Consider the following 20567-nt stretch of genomic DNA (forward strand, 5'->3'; position numbering starts at 1 on the left):
CCTCTCTAGGCCTCTTTTTAGAATACCTCTCGTAACCACTGTACAAATTTTTCTTTCTCCTCAAACTGTGGGTAATGCGCAGACTCATTGAATACAATGAAATCTTTGATCGGTGCATCCAATACATCAAAATAATCACGTGCTGCATTCGCAGTGGTCATATAATCATATTTACCCATCACAAAATAAGTAGGAATCTCCAGATGATCAACTATGTCGGGTAAATTTTGATTCAATGCTTCTCTCAGTAAGATTTCTTGTGAACCCAGAACCCCTGTATAATAGCGAATGATATCCAGCCCATTATATTCGGGATTGAAAAGGAATCCTGAAATATAATCTCTATTCTCATTGATAAGTCTAGCGGCACCACCATACTTTTGCACAAGAATTCTAGGTGTAAGTTCCTCTCCTTGCTCGATCGAACCTCGAACTAGCTCCAGTTTTTTAACGTCCTCTGCATTACCGGCTTGTTTCGCTTGTTCTAGCGTGTACTCCAAGCTTTCTAGCTCACTCTGAAGTGTATTTGCCATCTGCCCAATGCCTATATAAGCGTGAAACTGATCAGGTGCTTTAGCCGCAGCTTTCATCCCGATGTATGTACCAAATGAATGACCGATTAATATAACCTTCTCTTGACCTAACTCCTCAGTTACATAATTCCTTAACGCTAACAAATCATCTACTAATACATCTGTTGTCAGATTCGAGTAATCTTCAGAAAAATGATATGACTTTCCGCTCCCACGTTGATCGTAATGGACCACAGTGAAGTGTTGCTCAAGCTCCTGTTGATACTTCCTAACGTAAGGAATCTCAGAGCATCCAGGCCCACCATGCACAAAAATCAGGATAGGGTTACTCCGATCAACACCCCTGATCATGACTTCATGTGCTGCACCGTTAATTTCGACCTGCTCTAACATGCTGATGCTGTTTTCATCTTTAATTTTGGGTGTCCATGTAGGAAATATCAGAGCTACTATAACCAATAAAATCATACTCAATATGCTGTACTTGAGTATCTTACTTATTTTTTTGCGCATGTGATGCTCCTTAAATAATCAGTTTCAGTTGTAATTCTACCAACGGTTCCTTCACCGTAACGGATACAGCAATTCAACAGGTTCTTTCATCAGCTCTTCTTGGAAGATGTAATTGTGATCAGCTCCAATAATACAGAGTATTCTTTTTCCTGGATGAGCTTCAATTGTATTTTTGACTCTTTGAATCATAATCTGATTACGCACAACCCAGCGAAAGTTCTGTGCCTTCGGGTTTACCTGATACAATCATTCATATTTTTGTTTGGTTACGCGATCGAATTCATTTGAATTAAAAGGAATCTCGCCGAACCTATACGTCTCCATTTGCTCCGCAAAGCAGTCATCATCCCGTTGTTCAAGTTCTTTTCGTTCCTCGCTCGAATAGCCGTTGAATGGTTCAAAAGCATTCCACACATCCAATTCAAACCAATCAATTGGGACAAATGTGATATTCTGCTCCTCGCACAAAGGCAATATCAAATCCCAATACTCACTGGCCGGTTCTCCCCAGTATCCTCTATCATTTTTGTCCTTCAGATACCTCAACCAGCTCTGTGGATGAACTTCACCGCAAATAATATCTGGCTTAAACTCTTGAATCACATCCTTGTAAAGGGAAAGGGAACAATGATATCGCTCCCTGAGTTCTGGATTATGAATGGTTCCGAGTATGCCAACCGTTGTCATGTGCCCAGCTCCTTTATCATGTGTATGTCTTTCGGCTCTTTGTCGTAGAGTTCTGGATCAATATCGCTTGCAATCTGACTTCCCTGGCTTCTGTAAAAGGATACCGCCGATCTCGTCTCTGTGGAGGAAATATACAGATACCGCGCTCCACGTTTTTTGGCCTCTTCACTTAACTGGTTCAGAATACGTTTTCCAATACCTTGTCTTCTGTACGCCTGAGAGACATACATTAGGTCAATTTGTAATTGATTACGTTCTCTGCCTCTGTATTGATGTGCCAGCACCCCGAACCCAATTAATCGATCTTCAGCAAAAGCGCCATACGCCATGCCGCCTTGTTCTAGTTCATACACATATCGTTTTTGAATCTCCTCCAACAGCTTTGCATCCCAGTTTGAGCACTCATGATCTTGTTCTAGCTCTACCAATTCGTTCTCTCTCATTTCATATATGAGATCAATATGTTCCGAACGATCTATTTCCTGCAACTGGTTCACATCATCAAGGGTCAACGTTCTATACGTTATCATGGTCGTCGCTCTTCCTCCTTCCCGATTAATATTTCTAGACTCTTATGGTTTTATAGATCGAAGTCTGTATTTATCAAAAACTCTTTTATCGTACAAAATAGTGTATTCCTTGTTCTCTTCAATTAATTTTGACATATCCATTGGAACGGTTATTGTTCTTTCAATGTTATCAAAATTAATTACAATCATCTCATTCTCACTAATTTTTTGAACAGTAACTGCTTCAAAAATTGAAGTTCGAAAGGAATTCCACAACAAAACTAAAAGCAATAAAAGTAACAGTGACATGATGAGTCCCTTATTCTTATTCGCCAGTTCTTTTCATCTCCTATAAACAATTGTGGTACTCGTCCTATAATCTTTTCTTCAAAAAATATTGAATGATTCCATCAGGATATTCATCAATGATTCCAAACACGTTATAGCCCATATTCTGATAGAATTCCGGAGATTGATAAGAAAATGTACTTGTGTGTGAAAGCTTGTACCCTAATTGAGAAGCCATGCTTTCTGCTTGCATAATTAAAGATTTCCCGTATCCTTTCTTTCTGTGTTCTTCATCTATCCAAAAGTTATCAATATATAATGTCTCGCAATATGTAGCACAGAAAATCCCACCGACTGCCTTACCTGTCTTATCTCTCAAAAATAAATTAATACTTCTTCCGGGTTTAGTTAATAACCCTTTGCTTTCTTTAAGATTATAGTTATATAAGTTATTACAAACGGTTTTATAATCTTCTTCATTATCTTCAAATACAATTTGTAATTCGTCCTCATCATTCATACTATTCAATGTTTAAGCCCCCCTCACTTAGAAAACCAACTCATGTAATCGTATACACTTTCAGGATTTCTCATTTTATTTCTAACCTGTATATCACTTCATCATCTGAATTGGTTCTATTCTCACTAATGAACAACATGCTTATCTACCACGGTATCTCCTCTTTCAGCAACCCTTGATTACCTGTATCATTTTTTTTACTCTCACTCGCAACCACTTCCAAATGGTGTTCAATCATCTGTATAACTTGTTTTTTATTTCTAGTGATCATTGCTGTCTTGCTGTTTTCGTTAATCACATCTATAGCTGCAACTATATTATATTGATGGTTCCACTTCACAATCATCTGGCATAAGTTCTTGAATGACTGCTTATAATTCCACGCTTGCATACCCAATCTGGACAATACAAATCTCTTGATAATTCGATAATCTCTGATGAAAACATTAGGATTTAATACAAAAATCAAATCCGCTTTTTGTATGGATTTTAAAGTCCAATCTTTGTACTGCACTCCTTCGATGATCCAGGCATCTGAACGAACAATAGATAGGACGGAGTCATCCCTAACACTTTCAGGATATCTCAGATTTTCGGCGCTTCTGTCCCAGATGAGATTGTCTAATTCATAGTAAGGAATACCGTATTGATCCGACAATTCTTTGGCTAATGTTGATTTCCCACTCCCGCAAGATCCAATAATTCGAATTCTCATACACTCTCCTGGCAAACTGTTATCTTCATTCATCAGTCTGTTAGCTTAATCCGTTGGGCTTATAATCTTTCTTCAAAAATGCATAGAGGACATTATCAACAAATCGATCTTTCCAATAATAATTTTCTTTTAATATGCCTTCTTCACATATTCGTGAAACTTTCTACATCGTAGAATCTTGTTACTTCATCTGAAGAAAAAATATGAAATATGTCTTGGGAATCACTCTGTCTAATCTCTCTTAGCTGCAATCTTTTGGTTTCTAGTTCAGGAAATGGAGTCATATTCACTTCACCTCAATCGAGTAAACTGCTACATTTTTCCCAATGATGTCTACATCCTTCTCGTGTTTCATGCCATTCTTTTGCGCAACTTTCATAGAGCCCACATTGCCATGTTGAATTAACGATATTAATCGTCTCTGTTTCAAGTGATCCATACCATGTTCTTTCCATGCTTTTGCTTGTTCGTATCCGTAACCCATTCCCCAGTGTTGCTCTACAACCCAGTAACCGACTTCAAGCTCATCCGTGCCTTCAATGATTTGAGGAATGAGTCCAGAGGTACCAATTAGCTTGTTATTCTCTTTATTGAATGCGAGTAACAGCCCCTTATCGTCTTTATTCCAGTTAATGAACTTTTCCAGACTTTGCATGGTTTCTTCCTTCGTCCAGGGTCCTCCATGTCTTATAAACTTCATCATATTCGGCTCACTTGTCATCTCAAAAAGTAAATCAAAATCATTTTTGGTATATTTCCGAAACATAAGTCGTTCTGTCTCCATCATTCTCTCAGCTCCTTTTGTATTCACTTCAAAATCGTTTGTTTGCGATCTACTGTCGATGTGAAAAACGCTTGCCTTATCTCGTCACGAATTACTTCTTTATACCGATGTCTTCCAATCTGATCAAAACGGGCTTGAACTCGCTTTACGTGTTCTGTATCTGATTTTATCTTTTTCTCAATCTCTTCGTATTGTTCAAGGGTATCGTATTCCCACATCGCAAAAATTTCGCTGGTTTCATCGTCGATTGGTGTGTGCCATCTCCCAATAAGTCTTGATCCGTATTTCAATTGAGATGGCAGCAAAATATCATTAAATAGAGCGTTGAACTCTTCTACAAAAGAAGTCGCAATAATATAGGTTTTTCTCCGATATATCATTATCTTCCCCCTCATGCAATGTAATCGTATTCATAAATATTCAAATATGATAGAAGATTTTCATTCACTCACACCCTGGTTGATGAGCTAGTGAGCAGAACCCTCATAAAATGCCCATCATATCTTTTAAAATTGCCGTGCACTGATCGTTATATCAACTTTATGTCCTGTACTGCTGAAAACATAAACTTTGAAGTCTGTTGTTCTCCCTACAGCCAAATTCACTTTTTTTTGAGTTCCTTTATCAATCGGAACTTCAAGTGGAGTGTTATTGCCCACGGTAATTTTCATATAAAGATTGCTCTTACTGGTATTTTCAATCCACAGATGCGCATCCTCACCGTTATCAGGGTCCATTGTAAAGGTCTTTTCATAAGAAGCATAACTACTATGATTTGTAGAATGGATGAGTTGAACGGACGAGGGTGCATTAACTGAATTTGTGGGGAACAATAATGATAAAACCAGGCCAATTCCTACGAACATATGTAATGACAATGTATTCCGCTCCTCTATATCGTTACTATAAGACCAACCATTCCAATTACTTACATAATTGTACTACGAAAGCATGGGAGGGTCTATCCAACCTTAGCAGTTAATCCCATGCCCCTTTATCATCAGATCTATAATTAATACTTGTAGTTATCAATAAACTAGAGAAAATGATAAACTGATCTTAGTATTCATAACATATTGTAGGGGAAAGATTCTTCACACCAACGCAGTACTTTTACTTTATCTGCGTATAATTGCTTTATATTTTATGACTGGGAGGTCAACATAATGGATTTGGTGAACAAATTTTTAAATGGATTGAGAGCATCATTATCAACAGAAGAACTTGAAGAACTAAATACAGCGAGCGGTGCTACACAAGAAGATATAACTACATTAAGATCAAAATATCCAAATTGTCCAGAATCACTCATCGGTTTACTTGAAAATATTGATGGTACATATTGGAGGAAGTACGGAGATAAAGAAATTACGGTTTGTATTCTAGGCTCAGATGTTGGAGAAGGTAGATACCCATATTACTTACTCTCTACCCAACAAATGCTCGAAAGTTCAAAAAATGAAGAAGACGTCTCTTATCTTTTAGAATACGAAGATGAAGAGGATGCCGTTGACTCTAAGATCAATCGTGAGGGGCTTCTTCCAGGGAAATACATTCACTTTTCAGACTGTATGAATAATGGTGGAACATCCAGACTTTATATTGATTTTAACCCTACTGATGAAGGTGTACGTGGTCAAATTGTTCGCTTTTTGCACGACCCTGACGAATATGTAGTGATTGCAAACAGCTTTGACGAGTATTTACAGGGGCTTGTTGACAGTGGTTTTGTTTTTCTAAACGAAGAAGAGTAACTTCGGTAGGTTTGTATAAAGTTAAACATAAATTGGTTTAGATGAATAAAGAGACAGCTTTTTCGCTGTCTCTTTTACAATTAATCATACAAAGTGACGAAGTACGGATTATTTCAATCGATATTTCTCGTTATTTATAATTTCACTTACTATTTCAGGTAGTTGTTCTTCTGTGAAATGATTAGTATACAGCTTGTTATCTACTTTCACATCCAGATTATTTTCAAACTCATCAAGCAGAATTACACTTCTTTCTTTCATTTGATACTCTTCTGCTCTTAAGCGATCTCTACGAATAATGGTTTGACGATCAACCATGAGTACAACATAAATTATGCGCACATTATAGTATGCTAATTCTGTTATTAATCTATTAACGTCTTCCGGAAAAGCTACATAGTCCAAAACTACATCGTATCCATAATCCAATAGGTTTTTCACTAGACTAGATATATTTTTCCAAGTTAAGTCGTGTGTATCCTTATCAAGCCAAGGTTTACCTCGCCCTTTAACTGGAAAGTGACTAACCGCATCTCCAGAAATGTATGCACTTTTTTCTAAAGTCTGAACCAGCAGCTTTGAAGTTGTAGATTTCCCTACTCCAGCGGGACCAGATATAATATAAAGGTTTGTACTCATTTCCTATTCTCCTTACAAGATCTTTTGGAAACTTCCAATATCCAGTTTTCTATCAAATTTATATCCGATCTCTTTAAATAGAGCACATTGTTCATAACCATTTCTCTCGAATAATGATTTACTTCTGGTATTCTCCATGCAAATCGTCGCAATTAAGGTATGGAATCCTTGTTCTTTTGCAACCTTCTCAATAAAACGTAATGCTTGTTTCCCCAAGCCTTTTCCCAAAATGTCGTGCTTTAGATATATGGTGACTTCTCCGCAAATATCATATGCCTGTTTACTCTTATATTGGGTGATCAGTACATAGCCCATCATTTGATTGTTTTCAAGGATTACGTAAGTTTTATAACGCGTATCTTTGTTCATCACAGAGGTTTTAATCTGATCAAGATCTAATTCCTCCGTATGAAACGAAATGGTTGTATTCAATACATAGTAGTTATAAATAGCTCTAATTTCAGGGAGATGCAGCTCGGTTACCTCTTCAAAATTCACTATCGTCAATTACCATCCATCCTCTTCTGTTCATCTTCTTCAACGATACCAGCGTCTATCTAAGAAATCCGAACTCACTGCATTTCCTCTAAATCAGCAGGTAGCGAAAATCTCCCTTCTTCATTAGGCTCAAAATCATATGTATGAACCACCGCGTCTAGATTTAACTCACCGTAAATATGAGGATATTCCCTGCCTTCATTATACAGATCTTCCCATACAACTTTGGATTTTATTTTAGATGCATCCAAGCCAAGTAATACTAACCCCTTTGTCCCAAGGTAATTATAATTAGCCACAGCTACAATCTTATCTACAGGTGAGCAATGAATGAAACCTTCTTTTTCTAAGGATGCTGCTCTGTATACCCCATTGATCAACGCGGCTTCCCATTCTTTTCTTAAGAGTACATGTACAATCATCATCATAAACCCCTCCTATTAAAAACGAATGGTAATTATTTGGATAGGACTTTCTTCAATATGATATCTATGATTTCACTGGTCTCCAGATGATCTGTAGCAATGTGAGTTTGAAATTGTTCATCCTTGAAAGCCTCAACACACTTTGGTGCTTGTTGATGCTGCCAGCCTCCAAATTCATCTCCTCGTTTAGCCAAACGATGATAAATTGTCTCTTCTGTAGCCGTTAGGCAAAAATGATGAATGTCCTGATCGATCTCTTTTAACCCGTTATAGATGTAATGAAAGTTTTCCTCTTTATAGATGGTCATGGGGATGATTAAGTGTTTTTTGTATTTCTGCTTTACTTCTTTAGCCGTCTTTACGGTTAGAATTCTCCATAGTTCGATATCTTGAAAATCATCCGTCCGTTCCCTCTCCTCTCTGCAATTCTCCGGGAGAAGTTTTCTGAGCATGTAACCAATTTCTTCAGGATCATAGATCATACTGTTTGCTATCAAAGGCTGAAGCGCTTCTGCTGCCGAAGTTTTTCCGGAACCAAACGCTCCGTTAATCATGATGATCATTTCATCACTCCCAATCTGAATGTTACAAAAGAGCACAACTATGGAGTCGAGATTTTACTCGCAAGGGTATGCTCCTTCTGCATTAAGTGGCGTTTATTCTTTTCCATTCATCTTCTAAAATGCTCATCTCGATTAGATTCCAGAATGTATCTTCATATCTTCTGGCATCACGAATAAGTCCTTCTTGCACGAAGCCCGCTTTCTCATAACATCGGATGGCTGAGATATTAAAATCAAAAACACCCAAGCTGATCCGATGCAAATCTTCCTCTTCAAATCCAATTCGAAGTGCCTCATCAATCATTTGCTTCCCATATCCTTTACCCTGATATGGCTTGCCAAGGAGTACCTTACCAATGCGTCCTGAACGATTATATCGATCGATACCACCAAGAGCAATATGGCCCACAATCTCCTGAGTGAATTCATCCACCACTTTATATATGAACTTATTCGAAGTGTTCTTATCATTCGCACCATCCAAATAATCAGATAGTTGTTCCCTGGACAGTGGATACTGAAATTGAGGGCCGGCCCACTGGAGCAGAAACGCTTCATCCCCACTCCATTCGATCAGTTGATCAAAATCTTTTGGTTCAAAGTATTGGAATGTAATCATATATATCTGCCCCTTCCTTTTTTTTGTTATATCATATACTACTTCTGTTCTCTTGTATCATCATAATTATGAGCTTCATCAAACGCTCTGTTTCTTAAATTCATTTCACGAATGTAGTTTCGGACAACATTCATTGTACTAATTAAGCAGATGATGCCACCTAGAATACATATCGTCCCAATCCAATAATTAAGTTCAAAATCCACTTGATAATCACTCGGAGTATAACTGCCAGCTGCCGCTGACTGAAATGCCGCATAGCCTAACTTGGGAATCACCTCTTCAATCATCTTCGAGATCGTAATAATGACAATTCCTAACATGATAAATAGTAATGAGAAAATGAACTGTAAATGCTTCAGGACAAACTACCTCCTTTTATTTTCGAATGAAAATTGCTTTTCAAACCTACTCACATAAAATTCGATGCCAAACTAAACTTTTCCTTATCCTCCTTTTTCAAAATCTCGCAAGTCAGCTACGTTTATATATTTTCCAGTTTCTTATCCATTACTAAATGGTCTTCCCTGTGATACCCTGCCTTTTCATATGTGTTGATCGCTTGCATATTCTTTTGTCCTGTAAGAATCTTGACACTTTTTACACCAACGTTTTTGAATATGTTCTCCAACAATGTGATCATACGTAAAGCCAATCCGTTCCTGCGTTCAGATTCTAAAATGTACATTTCGGTTATTTCAGCTATAGACTCCTTGTAACAAAACGACTTAACAACTTGCCCACAAGCAAATCCAACCACTTGTTCTTCCAGTACAGCAACTACGATTGTTTCTCTTGTATGTATTAGTTCTTGTTGTACCTCATCTACATTTCGCCGAACTCCATTGAATAGGTAATTCAAGTCTACTAAAGCTTGCGCATCTGTTTGAACGGCCTCACGAACATAAAATTTTGTCATAAACATATCGTCTCCTTACTTTCACAAAGATTACTTTAGCATGCTGATCTTTTTTTTATCCCTCTCAGATAGTCAAAAAGCTGGAATACCATTTTATTGGATGCCCCAGCTTCGTTGTGTATTATTTGTTAGTTTCCAATGTTCCATGACGTGGTTTGAATAGGGAAGTAATAATCATTTCTGCACACTCTTCCGGTGTATTCACACTCGTATCAACCGAATAACTATAGTGAATGTTGGGTGCCATGATTTTATTTTGCTCATCGGATTGATCTTCTCTTCGATCCCCACGTTCGATATTCCGCTGACGACAAATGTCCAAAGGACAATATAACTCAACGATATCCAATGGGTACCCGTCAAAAATGTTTTTGACTTGTTCATAATGTGGCGTGAGCTCAGGTCTTTCGACAAGTATGCCATCGATCAGAACATGCTTCCCGCTATCTGAAAATAACTTTGCCGTGTGATACATCATAATGATGGCTTCACTAAGATACTTCCAGTAATCCCGTCTGGAGATGTTTATCTCCGATTGTATTTTCAAAAAGATCATTAGCCACAACGTAGAAAAATGGTTCAGAGTAGTCTTGCATTGCTTCCACGATTGAAGTTTTACCAGAACTGGTTACACCATTCAAAAATATAATTTTGCCTTTTTCCATCGTAATCATCTTCCTTTTACATAGATTATGTTTAATAAAAGTATCACTGTGGAAGACATAGATTTGATACTGCTCCATACCAATGAGCATCGAAATAGGAAGGAATGTCATTATAGAACGCTTTCAGAATACACCGAGTGAATTCGCTTAAGCCTTGCTTAGTTCTCAATAGCCTGATCTTCATCGGGCAGGAAGAATATATCTTTTCCATTATTGCTTTCATATATAAAATATTTAAGGCTCTTACTCGAATAACTCGAAAAATCATCAATGATTGCGATCTTGATTTGGTAGTTAATGAACTTTTGAAGAACTATCCCTTCCACAGTCTTATTACATCTTTTAATTCAAAATTTTCAAAACGTAATTTATAAATATCTGGCTTCTTTAATTGATCTAAAAAATCCAAACCATAACTTGAATCAAAATAATTCATCAGCAAAGTCATTACAACTCCATGTATTCCAATAGCTATTTTCTTCCCAGCGTGTTCTTTTAATATGTTTTTAATCACTGATATCGATCTATTCTGACAATCAGCATTAGACTCTCCACCTGGTAAAGAATAATCAAAATCATTAAACTTACCTCTAATAACTGACATTAACTCAGTATTATCAATAGTTTCTTCAGCAAAAAACCTTTCCCTTAGATCTTCATATGTTTTGATATCTAATTCAAAGTATTGTGCCAACCCCTCAACACTAAGGATTGCTCGGTTATATGGGCTAGATATAATAACATCTATTCCTTCTACTTTAAGTATTTCAGTAACTTTTTCAATATCCCTCTTGCCCTTCGTGGTGAGTCCTCTAGTAATTTCGCTTCCTTCATCGTATGGTGATTCAGCATGCCTAACCATATAGATGGTCGTCTTCATATGATCCTCCTTGGTATGCTGCTGTATTACGTTACCCTGTCTAATTTCGCTCTTTCCCTATCCATGAACAAAATAAAGAGTATCAACGACGCTGCATAGATAGGTTGTGAGGCGATTCTTTGGCATGCTCGAATATACTTGATATCAGCTCTTTATCCTATCACATATGATGTTAACTATTTCCTCAGTAGGTAATAGACCATCAATAATCAGATCTGAATTTGGTTTTATTGTCTTCAACATACTTTCATATCCACTTCTCCCGCCAGGTAAATAAAGACTTAAATCATCTAAAATAGCTTCTGCATTCTTGTTACTATAATCTCTTAATATTCTTCTTGCCATTGCTATATCAAGAGGTGTATCTATGAAAATAGTCAGATCAATATTTTTCAATTTGTCGTGTAACCTTGCAAATGGATAATCCAACAATATGAATTCCGTATCTTCTGAAGAAATAAGATTTCTCAGATCAGAAATTAGTGGCTCTAGGTTCCACTCATTACAATCAGCGCCTCGCTCAACCCAGTTAACAACATCGTCGGGTCCTTCTAAATCATACTCATCGAAATATAAGGTCTTTGCATTATTTAGCACTTGGGTTAGACATGACGTAATAGTGGTTTTCCCTCCCCCCAATACTGCTGCAATAGCAATGATCTTAGGCATTTTATTCCTCATTGTTCCTCAGCCTCCTGGAGTAAATCACTGGATATTTTTTCGGATTTCAAGAGTTTCGTCTAACGTTCAACTATATTTCTTTTTTAATATTTCTAAATATTCAAGTGGGACTTCCGTAATTTTAGAAATGTCTGATGTTTCAAATCCTAGTTTCAGAGCCCTTCTTGCAACCTTCAAGTTATGCTTCACCTTAGTAATCCTATCTTTAAGTAACATGTCCCCAAAATCCAGATAATCATCAGCAATCTCACCATTCAAAAAGAACTCTATGTCATAGGTTCCTATATGTTCTTCTACGTAAAATATATTAACCGAGCAAAATACCACTACTTCTGTTGTATTAAAACTATATTTCAGGTATATGGCACGCTCATCAAGACTTATAAATTCATCATATAACTTTCCCATAAAAGTATCATGATAATCGCTTTTATTTTCATCACGCCAATTTCTATAGGTCTTCCAGTAATTCTCTTTCGTTCGTTTCATCGCACTATGCTTTCTGTCCCATTCAAGTAAAATGTCTTTATTCACTCAATCACTTCCTGACAAAATTATATGCACCCAAATAAATTCTTTTTATATGGTTGCTGATCTACGATAACGTTCCTGTATTCATAAACCCGAAGGGTTGTCTGCTGAATTTCCTCTTCGTAATCCATCCCACAGCTTAAATACATTGTTATGTGCCGTTACTGCTTCGAAGCATCACCTAAAAACCTTTAATCCAGATTCCAACTCTATTTTTCACTTTGGTATAAAAACTCAACTTCACCATCTAGCAAATATCGATATTCAAATAATTGCATTGTTCTTTCCCTAATTCTCTCCCGTATAACTGTGCCTAGGCTTACCGATCCTTGTGATCCTAGGTAACCATTATTAATAAATGTCTTCTCTACAAATTTTGTTTCCCTTAAGTGATACTGTTGCCATTCTTTCTGCGATTCAATTAGTGCTTCTCTCGGTTCTTTATCCAACTTAGTAAGCAGCTTTTTATATATTTGATTCAACTCTTTATCCCAAATCTCTGTATATTTGCTTTCCAACGTCCCCCATTCCAATGTTGTAATAATCTCTTTGGAATTTTGAAATTCATTAAATTCCACTTCATAATCATGATCTATAGGATTTCGAAGCATTTCATCATAAAAATCTCCAGTCAAATCATAGTTCCCAATACTCATGAATAACACTTGATTGTTAGAAGGATCTGATTGACCTTCAGTTATTTCTTTCAATTCTGTTGGATTACCTGTACTCAATACATCAGGAGGCAGTTCAGAATTCATTATTGATTTAGTTTCGCTGTTCAAGGTAGTCAATTGACTACTATTTTGGCAGGATGAAAACACTATCGTAATAAATAATAAGAAGAGTATCTTACCTTTCATAAATTATCTCCTTTAATGACGCATAACGTTACTGTATCCACGACCCTCCCACCAACACGACCAATTGGAGCAGCCGCGATGCGGTTTACTCGGTACGGATGTATCCGCCCCTGCAATTCCCCTTTAGCGGACCGATGAGCCTTTAGGTTGCGAAGCACGGATATGATGTTAGATGATGTCTCACAAACGACCTCTACATATGCCCTCAAAGTCCTTAATGAGTCCCTTTGCTTTCCCAATATTATTTAATCCCCATTGGGCATATTCTTTTGCAACCCTATCATTACCTAGAAATTTATGCGTTCGTGCAATTAACAAAGCCAACCTTAAATCAAGAGGAGCTCCAAAATTTTCAATCTTCTTAGATCTAGCTATTATCTCGGCCAATGAAATTGATGTAATCACCCTAAGATCATTGAATTGAGAAAAATAAGTCATTCCTTGATGCAAAAATAACTGTTTCATTTCATGTATAGTAACTATTGCATCATCCTCTGTTTCTCCGTATTGAAACCATCTTTCACGTTCCACTGTAAAAAATCTCTTAAACCAATTTGGATTTTTATTAAGACGTTTTCTGAATTCACAATCATAGGTCGTGATTTCATTTGAAGACTTAAATTCACCAATAGAATTAGGGAGGAAATCTAGATGCACCCCCATCTCCATAACACAAGATCCACCGGATTTATCTGCCTGAATCACCAGAGTATAAATAAAGTGATTATCAGTCGTTTTAACAAAGTGATGATCGGTTCCCATAAACCCAACCTCATGTAGTTTCGGAGCAAAATACACCCTGATTAGCTTTCTAAAATCTTTAGTATTCACGTTCTCATATCCTTTGTGAGATTTCCGATAACGTTGTTGTATTCAATTAGTTATCGGATGAGTTAATCCCATTGAACTACCTACACATTCTTTCCAAATTCATTAAGTACTTTATTTACAAATTCGGTCTTCCCATCCGTATAGGACTGGCGATTTTCTCTATATTTAATAACCAGTTCTTTCTTTAGATTGGCATATTCAACTACAAATTCGGGATTGCTAATTAATGCATCTCTGAAGGATATATGTCTTAATAACTCTTTGCTATCTTTATTACAAACATATAAATGATGTTCAGATTTCTGTATTTTTACGATACTATAGGGAACATTTGCATCTTTTCTTGCAAAAGCTTCTCTGTTCTCAACACTCAAATTACCTTCATGATAGTAACCTAAACTTTCTAATCCTTGAATTACATCTGGAAGCAAGTCCATAGAATCAATTACTACATCCATATCTAAAATAGGTTTTGCCGCTAGTCCAGGTACTGCGGTACTACCAACGTGCTCAATTCTTAGTACTAGATCCCCGAGTCTATGTTCTATGATGGATTTCAGATCAAAAAACATTTCAGGCCATTGATTGTTGTATTCTTCAATAATTATTGTTTTTTTACTCATCCTTGAAATGCCCCCCCAAAAAATAAAGTACGAATGCCCGATGCGTTAATATGTTGTTATGAGATGGTGATGTTTTCTATGGATTACTTTCAAATATTACGCTAGAATATGGTTTTATTACTTGATCCGAAAAATATTCTTTAAAGAATTCATTAGTTGTTCTAGGAAATTTATAATGTTCTAAAGATTCATCTAGCCTATGCACTGTCCTCTTAATTTCATTAATGGGTAACCATTCAATCCCAACCTGTCCAACATCAGCTTGTAGGCTTCTTAATTCATTATTTAGGAAATGAGTGTTGCACTCATAAATAAAATCAATCGAATGAGCTTCCTTCATTATGAAAGAGTATTCATGATTGCGCGATATGTATTCTCTTACACAAACTAACCCACTACTCGATATTTCAATACCCAACTCTTCCATACACTCGCGACTTAAAGCCTGTTCCAATGTTTCGTTCTCTTCTTGAGCTCCTCCAGGCAGTACATAATAAATACCTATATTTGCTCTTCTTTTCTTTATTAATAGAAGATTGTCATTCTGGATAATCAATGCTCGTACTGTATTTGAAATCATCTAGAATAATCTCCCTCCATATAATGTCTACATCACTCTCTCATAAAGCTCCCGTATTCACGACCTAGGAACGATGAGTGTCCAGCTTATGTCGGGCAAATGACTAATATCCGTAGCGTGAATATATTGTTATCCGATGAGCAAGACATCTTGATTATTTCACTTTAGTTTGATGTAATCTATTACTTTATTTAAATATGTTTCAATTGGTTCAGAACTGTCGACAATAAAGTATTCATATTTTTCAGATTTCTTACTCTGTTGTATGCCATGTTTAAATGCTTCATATGTTGTGCTCTCTATCTGACTAATTTTTCTTTCTCTTGTTAATAATCGTTGCTGAATCAACTCGTAATTATCCACGCAACATTCTACATATTTGTATTTAATCTTATACTTTAAACACAGTTGCTCACCGATCTCTATCATTTTTTCATATAAACAAGGGACATCAAAAATCACACTATTCCCTTGACTTAAATAAAACTCAATTAATGCCCAATCAATATGATATGACGTTTTACCTAAGACATTCATACTTAGATTTTGATTGTCTAATGCCTCTAATAGAGCCGTTTTAGTGATATCATGATCAACTATAACTGCATTCGTTAATTTAGATATTTGTTTTGCCAAACTTGATTTTCCTGATCCTGGGAATCCGGACATTTGTAAAAAAAACATACTATTCCTCCTCACAGAAGATTAAGAGTATTATCGCTTGCCTTTCGAAAAACGTTCCTGTATTTACGAACCCGAGAATGCTTAGTTGTCTGCTGGATACTACTTCCTCGAACCCCCACTGGCAGACCACGGGGCGTAGCCCCGCAGCGCGAATACGGTGTTAGCAAGATTTCAGGGACTTCTTCGATTCAAAGTGCTTGATTTATTAAGATTGAGATATATTCATCATCTTTAAGCCTTGTCACCTTACAGTTCTCATTGGATTCAAATTCTACTATTCTCTCTTCAATTGTTTTATTAGTACTATCTTTAAATATATCCTCTCGATCATAGTGAGGAAAAATAAGCTTGTCGGTTACACCTACTGCCTTAAAATCCGTTAAATTCATGGTGTTCATCTGTGGAGTAAAGAAATCGACAATGTTAATATTCGGTCCCAGTAATAACGTTCCAGCACTTACTCCAACTATAATTACATGCTGTGCGGCCAGTGTTTTAATAATTTCATCCGCACCGCTTTTCTTCGCGAAATACAATAATGTAAATGGATTTCCGCCATTGATATATATAATATCTCTATGTAAAAGAATTTGCGGATCATCAAATTCTATATCTACAAAATTGATATGCTGAAACCCCATATCCTTGAACTCTTGCAATGCCCTTTGTGCATATCTATTATTTTCTTTCATGGGGGATCCTGTTGTAATAATAGAGACCTTTAATTGAGAAATATCTCCATCAATAAAATCCAGAAATTGATTTTTAATATCTTCAGTATAAAAACCACAAGAGGTTAGTAACAAGCTACTCAATGAAATCCCCGCCCTTAACTAATAGTTTATCTAATCTTTATAATTTAATTAAGCATTCCCCTGATTTTTGCAAACATTTTTGTGTTCACGAACTTACGCAGCAAGTTGTCACATGAATCAACTACCCTGCCAAAAACATCATTGTGACCAAGGGGTAGCCGAAGCTTGAATACGGTGTTATAGGATTTCAACGTCTTCTTCGATATAATTACAAAAGCATTCTATTTTCACTGATGTCTAAATATATTTTTTAATTCAAGTAAGTCGTCAATAATAAAATCCGCTTGGGCAAGCTCCTCTTCTTGGGCAAAATCAAATCGACAACCAATAGCCTTCAACCCATTTTTTTTTGCGGCATTGAAATCAGAAATCCTGTCCCCAACTACAGTTGCATTGCTGATGTGATGTTTTTTAAGAATATGACCGACTAAGTCACCTTTATTTTGAGTTCCTATTTGTTGGATGCTAAAGGTTTCTGTTACCCAATTATTTAACTTGTAACAGTTAACGATAGCATTTAGGTATTCGATTAGTCCATTGCTTGCTATAAAAATTAAGCAGCCTTCCTGTTTTAAAAAATCAAAAACTTCTTTGACATGCGGATAAAGTGCACCTTTGCCATAATTAATATTTGCAATTAACTTCTCCAAGAAGATTTCGTCTACCATTCGTCTGATTTCGTTTGAATGGTTCGGTAGTAACGTTTCCCAAACTACTGGTAGAGGAACTCCCATAATTTCACGATATTTTTGAGTTGGAGTTTCACTCGACCATTCATTACGAGACCTCAAGATAGAAAATGTTTCTTCTAACGATAACTCTAAGATTTTGTTTGTTTGAAATAGTGTGCCATCCATATCGAAAATAACCGCTTCCAGCATGATTTCACTCCTATTCAGAGTTTGAATAATTTATTTTGTATTTTTATATGCTGATTTCCTATAACGTTACTGTATCCACGACGCCCCACCGACTTAAGCCACGTTAAGGGCGACCGCGATGCGGTTAGTCCGTGCGGATGTGTCCGCCTGATTCCACTTCCCTGCCAATTCCCTTCGGGCTGATCGAGGGAGCCTCAGGACCCAAAGCTTGGATATAATGTTATCTGACGTAAACCTTTACTGTGAATTAGCTATAATCTTCTTTGTTAAGTTAAACTCATGACGGCATTCATAGTAGTAACTTTTGAGTTTATATCCCCCAGCTTTAAATACAGGCTTATGTTGATACCACACTATAATTAGCGTTCCTTCAAAAAGGATTCTACGAAGGATATGAACTATTCTGTTAAAGAGAACGCTTCTATTTTGAGCGAATTTATGAAGTGTTTCGGATTGAAACTGAACATGCTTCTCCTCATCACTTAAAATCTGATTACATAAATCTATTAATACTTCTGACTTTGTAGATTTTTGCAAGGCTTTATAGTACAACTTAGCAATGATCTCAGCAGTTAGTAGAACAATGACTGATTGTTCTAGACTCGAATATCGACGTAATCTTCTAAATACATTGTCCATCCAATGTCCACGAAGGAGTGGGATTCCCTGTACCTTCATAAATCTGCCTAGATCTCTAGCGTGCCTCTGTTCTTCTTTAATGAATTCTATAAGCGCTTCATAGTAATCCTGATCTTGTGTCTGATGTACATATTCTTGCGCACGTTTAATTAGATGTTTACCTTCAGAGTTTTCTCCTAATTGAAACTGTTGAATTGACTTGATGATTATTTCTTTTTCATTAGTTGTTAATTTATAGTTGTCATCCCAATGAATATATTTGAGGTTTTGATTATTTCTTCGATAATATTGCACCCATTTCGAGAAAGTGATATTCATTATTTGCTCCTAAAATGTAGTAGGTATATTTCAGATAACGTTCCTGTATTCATGAACCCCAACGGGGTTGTCTGCTGAAATCCCTCTTTGAGATCATTCCCGCAGACCAAGGCTCCATCGGAGCCGCAGCGTGAATATTATGTTATAAGATGTGGGTGTCTTCTTCGATTAACTTTCAAAAAATCATTTTTAGTTTTAAAGTTTGATTGTAACATTATGTTCGATAAGCACTTCTAAAATATTCTCAATTATTTCGCATTCAGCAAATCCATTGATTTCAATCGTAAAAGGTGGTTTCACACCAAAGCCTCCGCACAAGCAATCTGACAAGCTGTCCAGACATCCGCCGAAATACCCCCCGGGGCCATTGATGGATTCACCCAGTGCAAAATAAAAAGAAATCTTATCTGTGATATTTCGACCATCAACATAATACGTTTGATTAATGTCCTGAATATTACTGGAGATTTTACAACAATTATTGCGATTTCTGATTATCTCCATCCAGATCTCGCGCTGGTGGTTAGTAAATTGAGACCAAATATTGTTTTGTTTTAACTCTCTACCAAGATCCCAGAGTCTTAGAATTTCCATAGAAAGAGCAATTGGAAGATAACCAGCAATATTAACATCTCGCCCATCTTTTAAATCTGAAGAAGTAAATACTTTCTGAGTATTCAATACAAAATAATAATTACCTATCTTATTACCACAATGATCTAAAATAAGTATGTATAAATTACTTATGGGATACTTTCGGTTTGAGCAAATCTGTTTAAAGTCAGCGCTGAAATGGAAATTAATAAAACTGAGATCGTAGTAATCCCCATCCGCAGTTTCACTAATGTTCGTTTCTAATAATCCAGCAATATTATCGCAATGTCCGATAATTAAACTGCCATCCTCGTCGAATAGACTATATTTGTAATTCATAGATTTACTCCTATGTATTTTCATTAATTATGGTTTACTCTTTACGCCGATTTCTTATAACGTCCCTGTATTCATGAACCCCAAAGGGGTTGTCTGCTGAAATTCCTCTTCGAAATCCCTCCGCAGACCAAGGCTCCAAAGGAGCCGCTGCTTGAATATTATGTTATACGCTGTTATTGCCTTCCTGACTAATCTGAAAAAACTTTTTCATTTCCTAAATTCTTTCGAATTCTCTTTTCTCATCATTCCATTTTTTAATCACTTTGTTGTCATTTCGTATTAAATATTTGTTTTCCCACTCTTTAATTATTAGTTTGTAGTACTCATGTTTAATTATTTCAATATTTGACGGATCTAAAGGGTTTTCATCTCTAGTTATATCTCGTGCTAATCTATTAATATCTTCATATAAATTAAACTCTGCCATACATTCTGAGCACTTAAAAAACAATTGCCCGTTTCGACTATTTTTCTTTATCTCTATCCACCCTTGATTACATGAACACCAATCAACTTTATTTGAATATTTCAACATTTCTACTCCTTCATGCATTTAAATAAAATAATCATGTTTGATTTATTCAAAATGCAATAATTGCGTATAACATCATATCTACGAACTTCGTAAATACCTCTCTTTTTAACGAATATCCGAACTACATATAATATAACCCAAA

At 36.3% G+C, this 20567-nt stretch carries 29 protein-coding genes and 2 pseudogenes; 1 reads left to right on the plus strand and 30 read right to left on the minus strand.

Going from position 1 to position 20567, the window contains the following annotated elements; translation table 11 throughout:
* Nucleotides 1-17: 17 nt before the first annotated feature.
* From HF638_RS00075 to HF638_RS00110, 8 genes are all read right to left on the minus strand, one after another.
* Nucleotides 18-1046: an alpha/beta fold hydrolase gene (locus HF638_RS00075; protein WP_169478376.1), complete on the minus strand. Its 1029-nt coding sequence runs from the start codon at nt 1044-1046 to the stop codon at nt 18-20.
* A gap of 246 nt (nt 1047-1292) precedes the next feature.
* Nucleotides 1293-1733 carry a hypothetical protein gene (locus HF638_RS00080; protein WP_248277987.1) on the minus strand — a complete coding sequence of 147 codons (441 nt, stop codon included), beginning with the start codon at nt 1731-1733 and terminating at the stop codon, nt 1293-1295.
* Entirely contained in the window at nt 1730-2263 is a 534-nt protein-coding gene (locus tag HF638_RS00085; protein WP_169478377.1) for a GNAT family N-acetyltransferase, read from the minus strand. The genes HF638_RS00080 and HF638_RS00085 overlap by 4 nt, the downstream gene beginning before the upstream one ends.
* A gap of 352 nt (nt 2264-2615) precedes the next feature.
* Nucleotides 2616-3050 (minus strand): GNAT family N-acetyltransferase, encoded by a 435-nt coding sequence (locus HF638_RS00090; protein ID WP_169479103.1) that lies wholly within the window; start codon nt 3048-3050, stop codon nt 2616-2618.
* Nucleotides 3051-3195: 145 nt separating this feature from the next.
* Complete coding sequence (locus HF638_RS00095; RefSeq protein WP_169478378.1) at nt 3196-3765, minus strand: P-loop NTPase family protein; 570 nt, start codon at nt 3763-3765, stop codon at nt 3196-3198.
* Nucleotides 3766-4051: 286 nt separating this feature from the next.
* Entirely contained in the window at nt 4052-4552 is a 501-nt protein-coding gene (locus HF638_RS00100) for a GNAT family N-acetyltransferase (RefSeq protein ID WP_248277988.1), read from the minus strand.
* Between the two features lie 20 nt (nt 4553-4572).
* The gene (locus HF638_RS00105) at nt 4573-4929 is read right to left on the minus strand and encodes an NIPSNAP family protein (RefSeq protein ID WP_169478379.1); all 357 of its coding nucleotides are present in this window, start codon (nt 4927-4929) and stop codon (nt 4573-4575) included.
* Nucleotides 4930-5055: 126 nt separating this feature from the next.
* Nucleotides 5056-5427: a hypothetical protein gene (locus HF638_RS00110; protein WP_169478380.1), complete on the minus strand. Its 372-nt coding sequence runs from the start codon at nt 5425-5427 to the stop codon at nt 5056-5058.
* A 288-nt stretch (nt 5428-5715) separates the two neighbouring features.
* Here HF638_RS00110 and HF638_RS00115 point away from each other — a divergent pair, with 288 nt between their 5' ends.
* Nucleotides 5716-6303, plus strand: coding sequence for an SMI1/KNR4 family protein (locus HF638_RS00115; RefSeq protein WP_169478381.1), 588 nt, complete (start codon nt 5716-5718; stop codon nt 6301-6303).
* A 108-nt stretch (nt 6304-6411) separates the two neighbouring features.
* Here the strand turns inward: HF638_RS00115 and HF638_RS00120 are convergent, their stop codons facing one another.
* From HF638_RS00120 to HF638_RS00225, 22 genes and pseudogenes are all read right to left on the minus strand, one after another.
* On the minus strand, nt 6412-6942 hold the full coding sequence (locus HF638_RS00120) for a P-loop nucleotide/nucleoside kinase family protein (protein WP_169478382.1): 531 nt from the start codon (nt 6940-6942) through the stop codon (nt 6412-6414).
* A gap of 12 nt (nt 6943-6954) precedes the next feature.
* On the minus strand, nt 6955-7440 hold the full coding sequence (locus tag HF638_RS00125; RefSeq protein WP_348982066.1) for a GNAT family N-acetyltransferase: 486 nt from the start codon (nt 7438-7440) through the stop codon (nt 6955-6957).
* 74 nt (nt 7441-7514) lie between these two features.
* On the minus strand, nt 7515-7868 hold the full coding sequence (locus HF638_RS00130) for a DUF952 domain-containing protein (RefSeq protein WP_211175443.1): 354 nt from the start codon (nt 7866-7868) through the stop codon (nt 7515-7517).
* A 29-nt stretch (nt 7869-7897) separates the two neighbouring features.
* Complete coding sequence (locus HF638_RS00135; RefSeq protein WP_169478384.1) at nt 7898-8428, minus strand: AAA family ATPase; 531 nt, start codon at nt 8426-8428, stop codon at nt 7898-7900.
* Between the two features lie 82 nt (nt 8429-8510).
* The gene (locus HF638_RS00140) at nt 8511-9047 is read right to left on the minus strand and encodes a GNAT family N-acetyltransferase (RefSeq protein WP_169478385.1); all 537 of its coding nucleotides are present in this window, start codon (nt 9045-9047) and stop codon (nt 8511-8513) included.
* A gap of 38 nt (nt 9048-9085) precedes the next feature.
* Nucleotides 9086-9337: a hypothetical protein gene (locus tag HF638_RS00145; protein ID WP_169478386.1), complete on the minus strand. Its 252-nt coding sequence runs from the start codon at nt 9335-9337 to the stop codon at nt 9086-9088.
* Between the two features lie 194 nt (nt 9338-9531).
* Nucleotides 9532-9966, minus strand: coding sequence for a GNAT family N-acetyltransferase (locus HF638_RS00150; protein WP_169478387.1), 435 nt, complete (start codon nt 9964-9966; stop codon nt 9532-9534).
* Between the two features lie 121 nt (nt 9967-10087).
* Nucleotides 10088-10631, minus strand: a pseudogene (locus tag HF638_RS00155) (phosphotransferase-like protein).
* Between the two features lie 158 nt (nt 10632-10789).
* Nucleotides 10790-10951 (minus strand): annotated as a pseudogene (locus HF638_RS00160) (DUF4180 domain-containing protein); the annotation flags it as partial.
* Nucleotides 10945-11511: a histidine phosphatase family protein gene (locus HF638_RS00165; RefSeq protein WP_169478388.1), complete on the minus strand. Its 567-nt coding sequence runs from the start codon at nt 11509-11511 to the stop codon at nt 10945-10947. The pseudogene HF638_RS00160 and the gene HF638_RS00165, both read right to left, overlap by 7 nt.
* Before the next feature lie 144 nt (nt 11512-11655).
* Nucleotides 11656-12192 (minus strand): nucleoside/nucleotide kinase family protein, encoded by a 537-nt coding sequence (locus HF638_RS00170; protein WP_169478389.1) that lies wholly within the window; start codon nt 12190-12192, stop codon nt 11656-11658.
* 66 nt (nt 12193-12258) lie between these two features.
* Nucleotides 12259-12726, minus strand: coding sequence for a hypothetical protein (locus HF638_RS00175; RefSeq protein ID WP_169478390.1), 468 nt, complete (start codon nt 12724-12726; stop codon nt 12259-12261).
* Between the two features lie 206 nt (nt 12727-12932).
* Nucleotides 12933-13586 carry a lysozyme inhibitor LprI family protein gene (locus HF638_RS00180; RefSeq protein WP_169478391.1) on the minus strand — a complete coding sequence of 218 codons (654 nt, stop codon included), beginning with the start codon at nt 13584-13586 and terminating at the stop codon, nt 12933-12935.
* Nucleotides 13587-13766: 180 nt separating this feature from the next.
* Nucleotides 13767-14417: a DUF4304 domain-containing protein gene (locus tag HF638_RS00185; RefSeq protein ID WP_169478392.1), complete on the minus strand. Its 651-nt coding sequence runs from the start codon at nt 14415-14417 to the stop codon at nt 13767-13769.
* 80 nt (nt 14418-14497) lie between these two features.
* Nucleotides 14498-15040, minus strand: a complete 543-nt coding sequence (locus HF638_RS00190; RefSeq protein ID WP_169478393.1) for a GrpB family protein — start codon at nt 15038-15040, stop codon at nt 14498-14500.
* Between the two features lie 76 nt (nt 15041-15116).
* Nucleotides 15117-15620, minus strand: a complete 504-nt coding sequence (locus HF638_RS00195; protein ID WP_169478394.1) for an NUDIX domain-containing protein — start codon at nt 15618-15620, stop codon at nt 15117-15119.
* A gap of 159 nt (nt 15621-15779) precedes the next feature.
* Nucleotides 15780-16304: a P-loop nucleotide/nucleoside kinase family protein gene (locus HF638_RS00200; protein ID WP_169478395.1), complete on the minus strand. Its 525-nt coding sequence runs from the start codon at nt 16302-16304 to the stop codon at nt 15780-15782.
* Between the two features lie 188 nt (nt 16305-16492).
* Complete coding sequence (locus HF638_RS00205; protein ID WP_169478396.1) at nt 16493-17119, minus strand: Type 1 glutamine amidotransferase-like domain-containing protein; 627 nt, start codon at nt 17117-17119, stop codon at nt 16493-16495.
* Between the two features lie 227 nt (nt 17120-17346).
* Entirely contained in the window at nt 17347-18000 is a 654-nt protein-coding gene (locus HF638_RS00210; protein WP_169478397.1) for an HAD hydrolase-like protein, read from the minus strand.
* 237 nt (nt 18001-18237) lie between these two features.
* Nucleotides 18238-18957 carry a ferritin-like domain-containing protein gene (locus HF638_RS00215; RefSeq protein ID WP_169478398.1) on the minus strand — a complete coding sequence of 240 codons (720 nt, stop codon included), beginning with the start codon at nt 18955-18957 and terminating at the stop codon, nt 18238-18240.
* Nucleotides 18958-19152: 195 nt separating this feature from the next.
* Nucleotides 19153-19890: a barstar family protein gene (locus HF638_RS28380; RefSeq protein WP_211175444.1), complete on the minus strand. Its 738-nt coding sequence runs from the start codon at nt 19888-19890 to the stop codon at nt 19153-19155.
* 214 nt (nt 19891-20104) lie between these two features.
* A complete protein-coding gene (locus HF638_RS00225) occupies nt 20105-20422 on the minus strand; it encodes a hypothetical protein (protein ID WP_169478399.1) in 318 nt (105 codons plus the stop codon).
* Nucleotides 20423-20567: the final 145 nt, after the last annotated feature.

Origin of the sequence: Paenibacillus sp. SZ31, from assembly GCF_012912005.1 — a bacterium.
Classification (GTDB): domain Bacteria; phylum Bacillota; class Bacilli; order Paenibacillales; family Paenibacillaceae; genus Paenibacillus.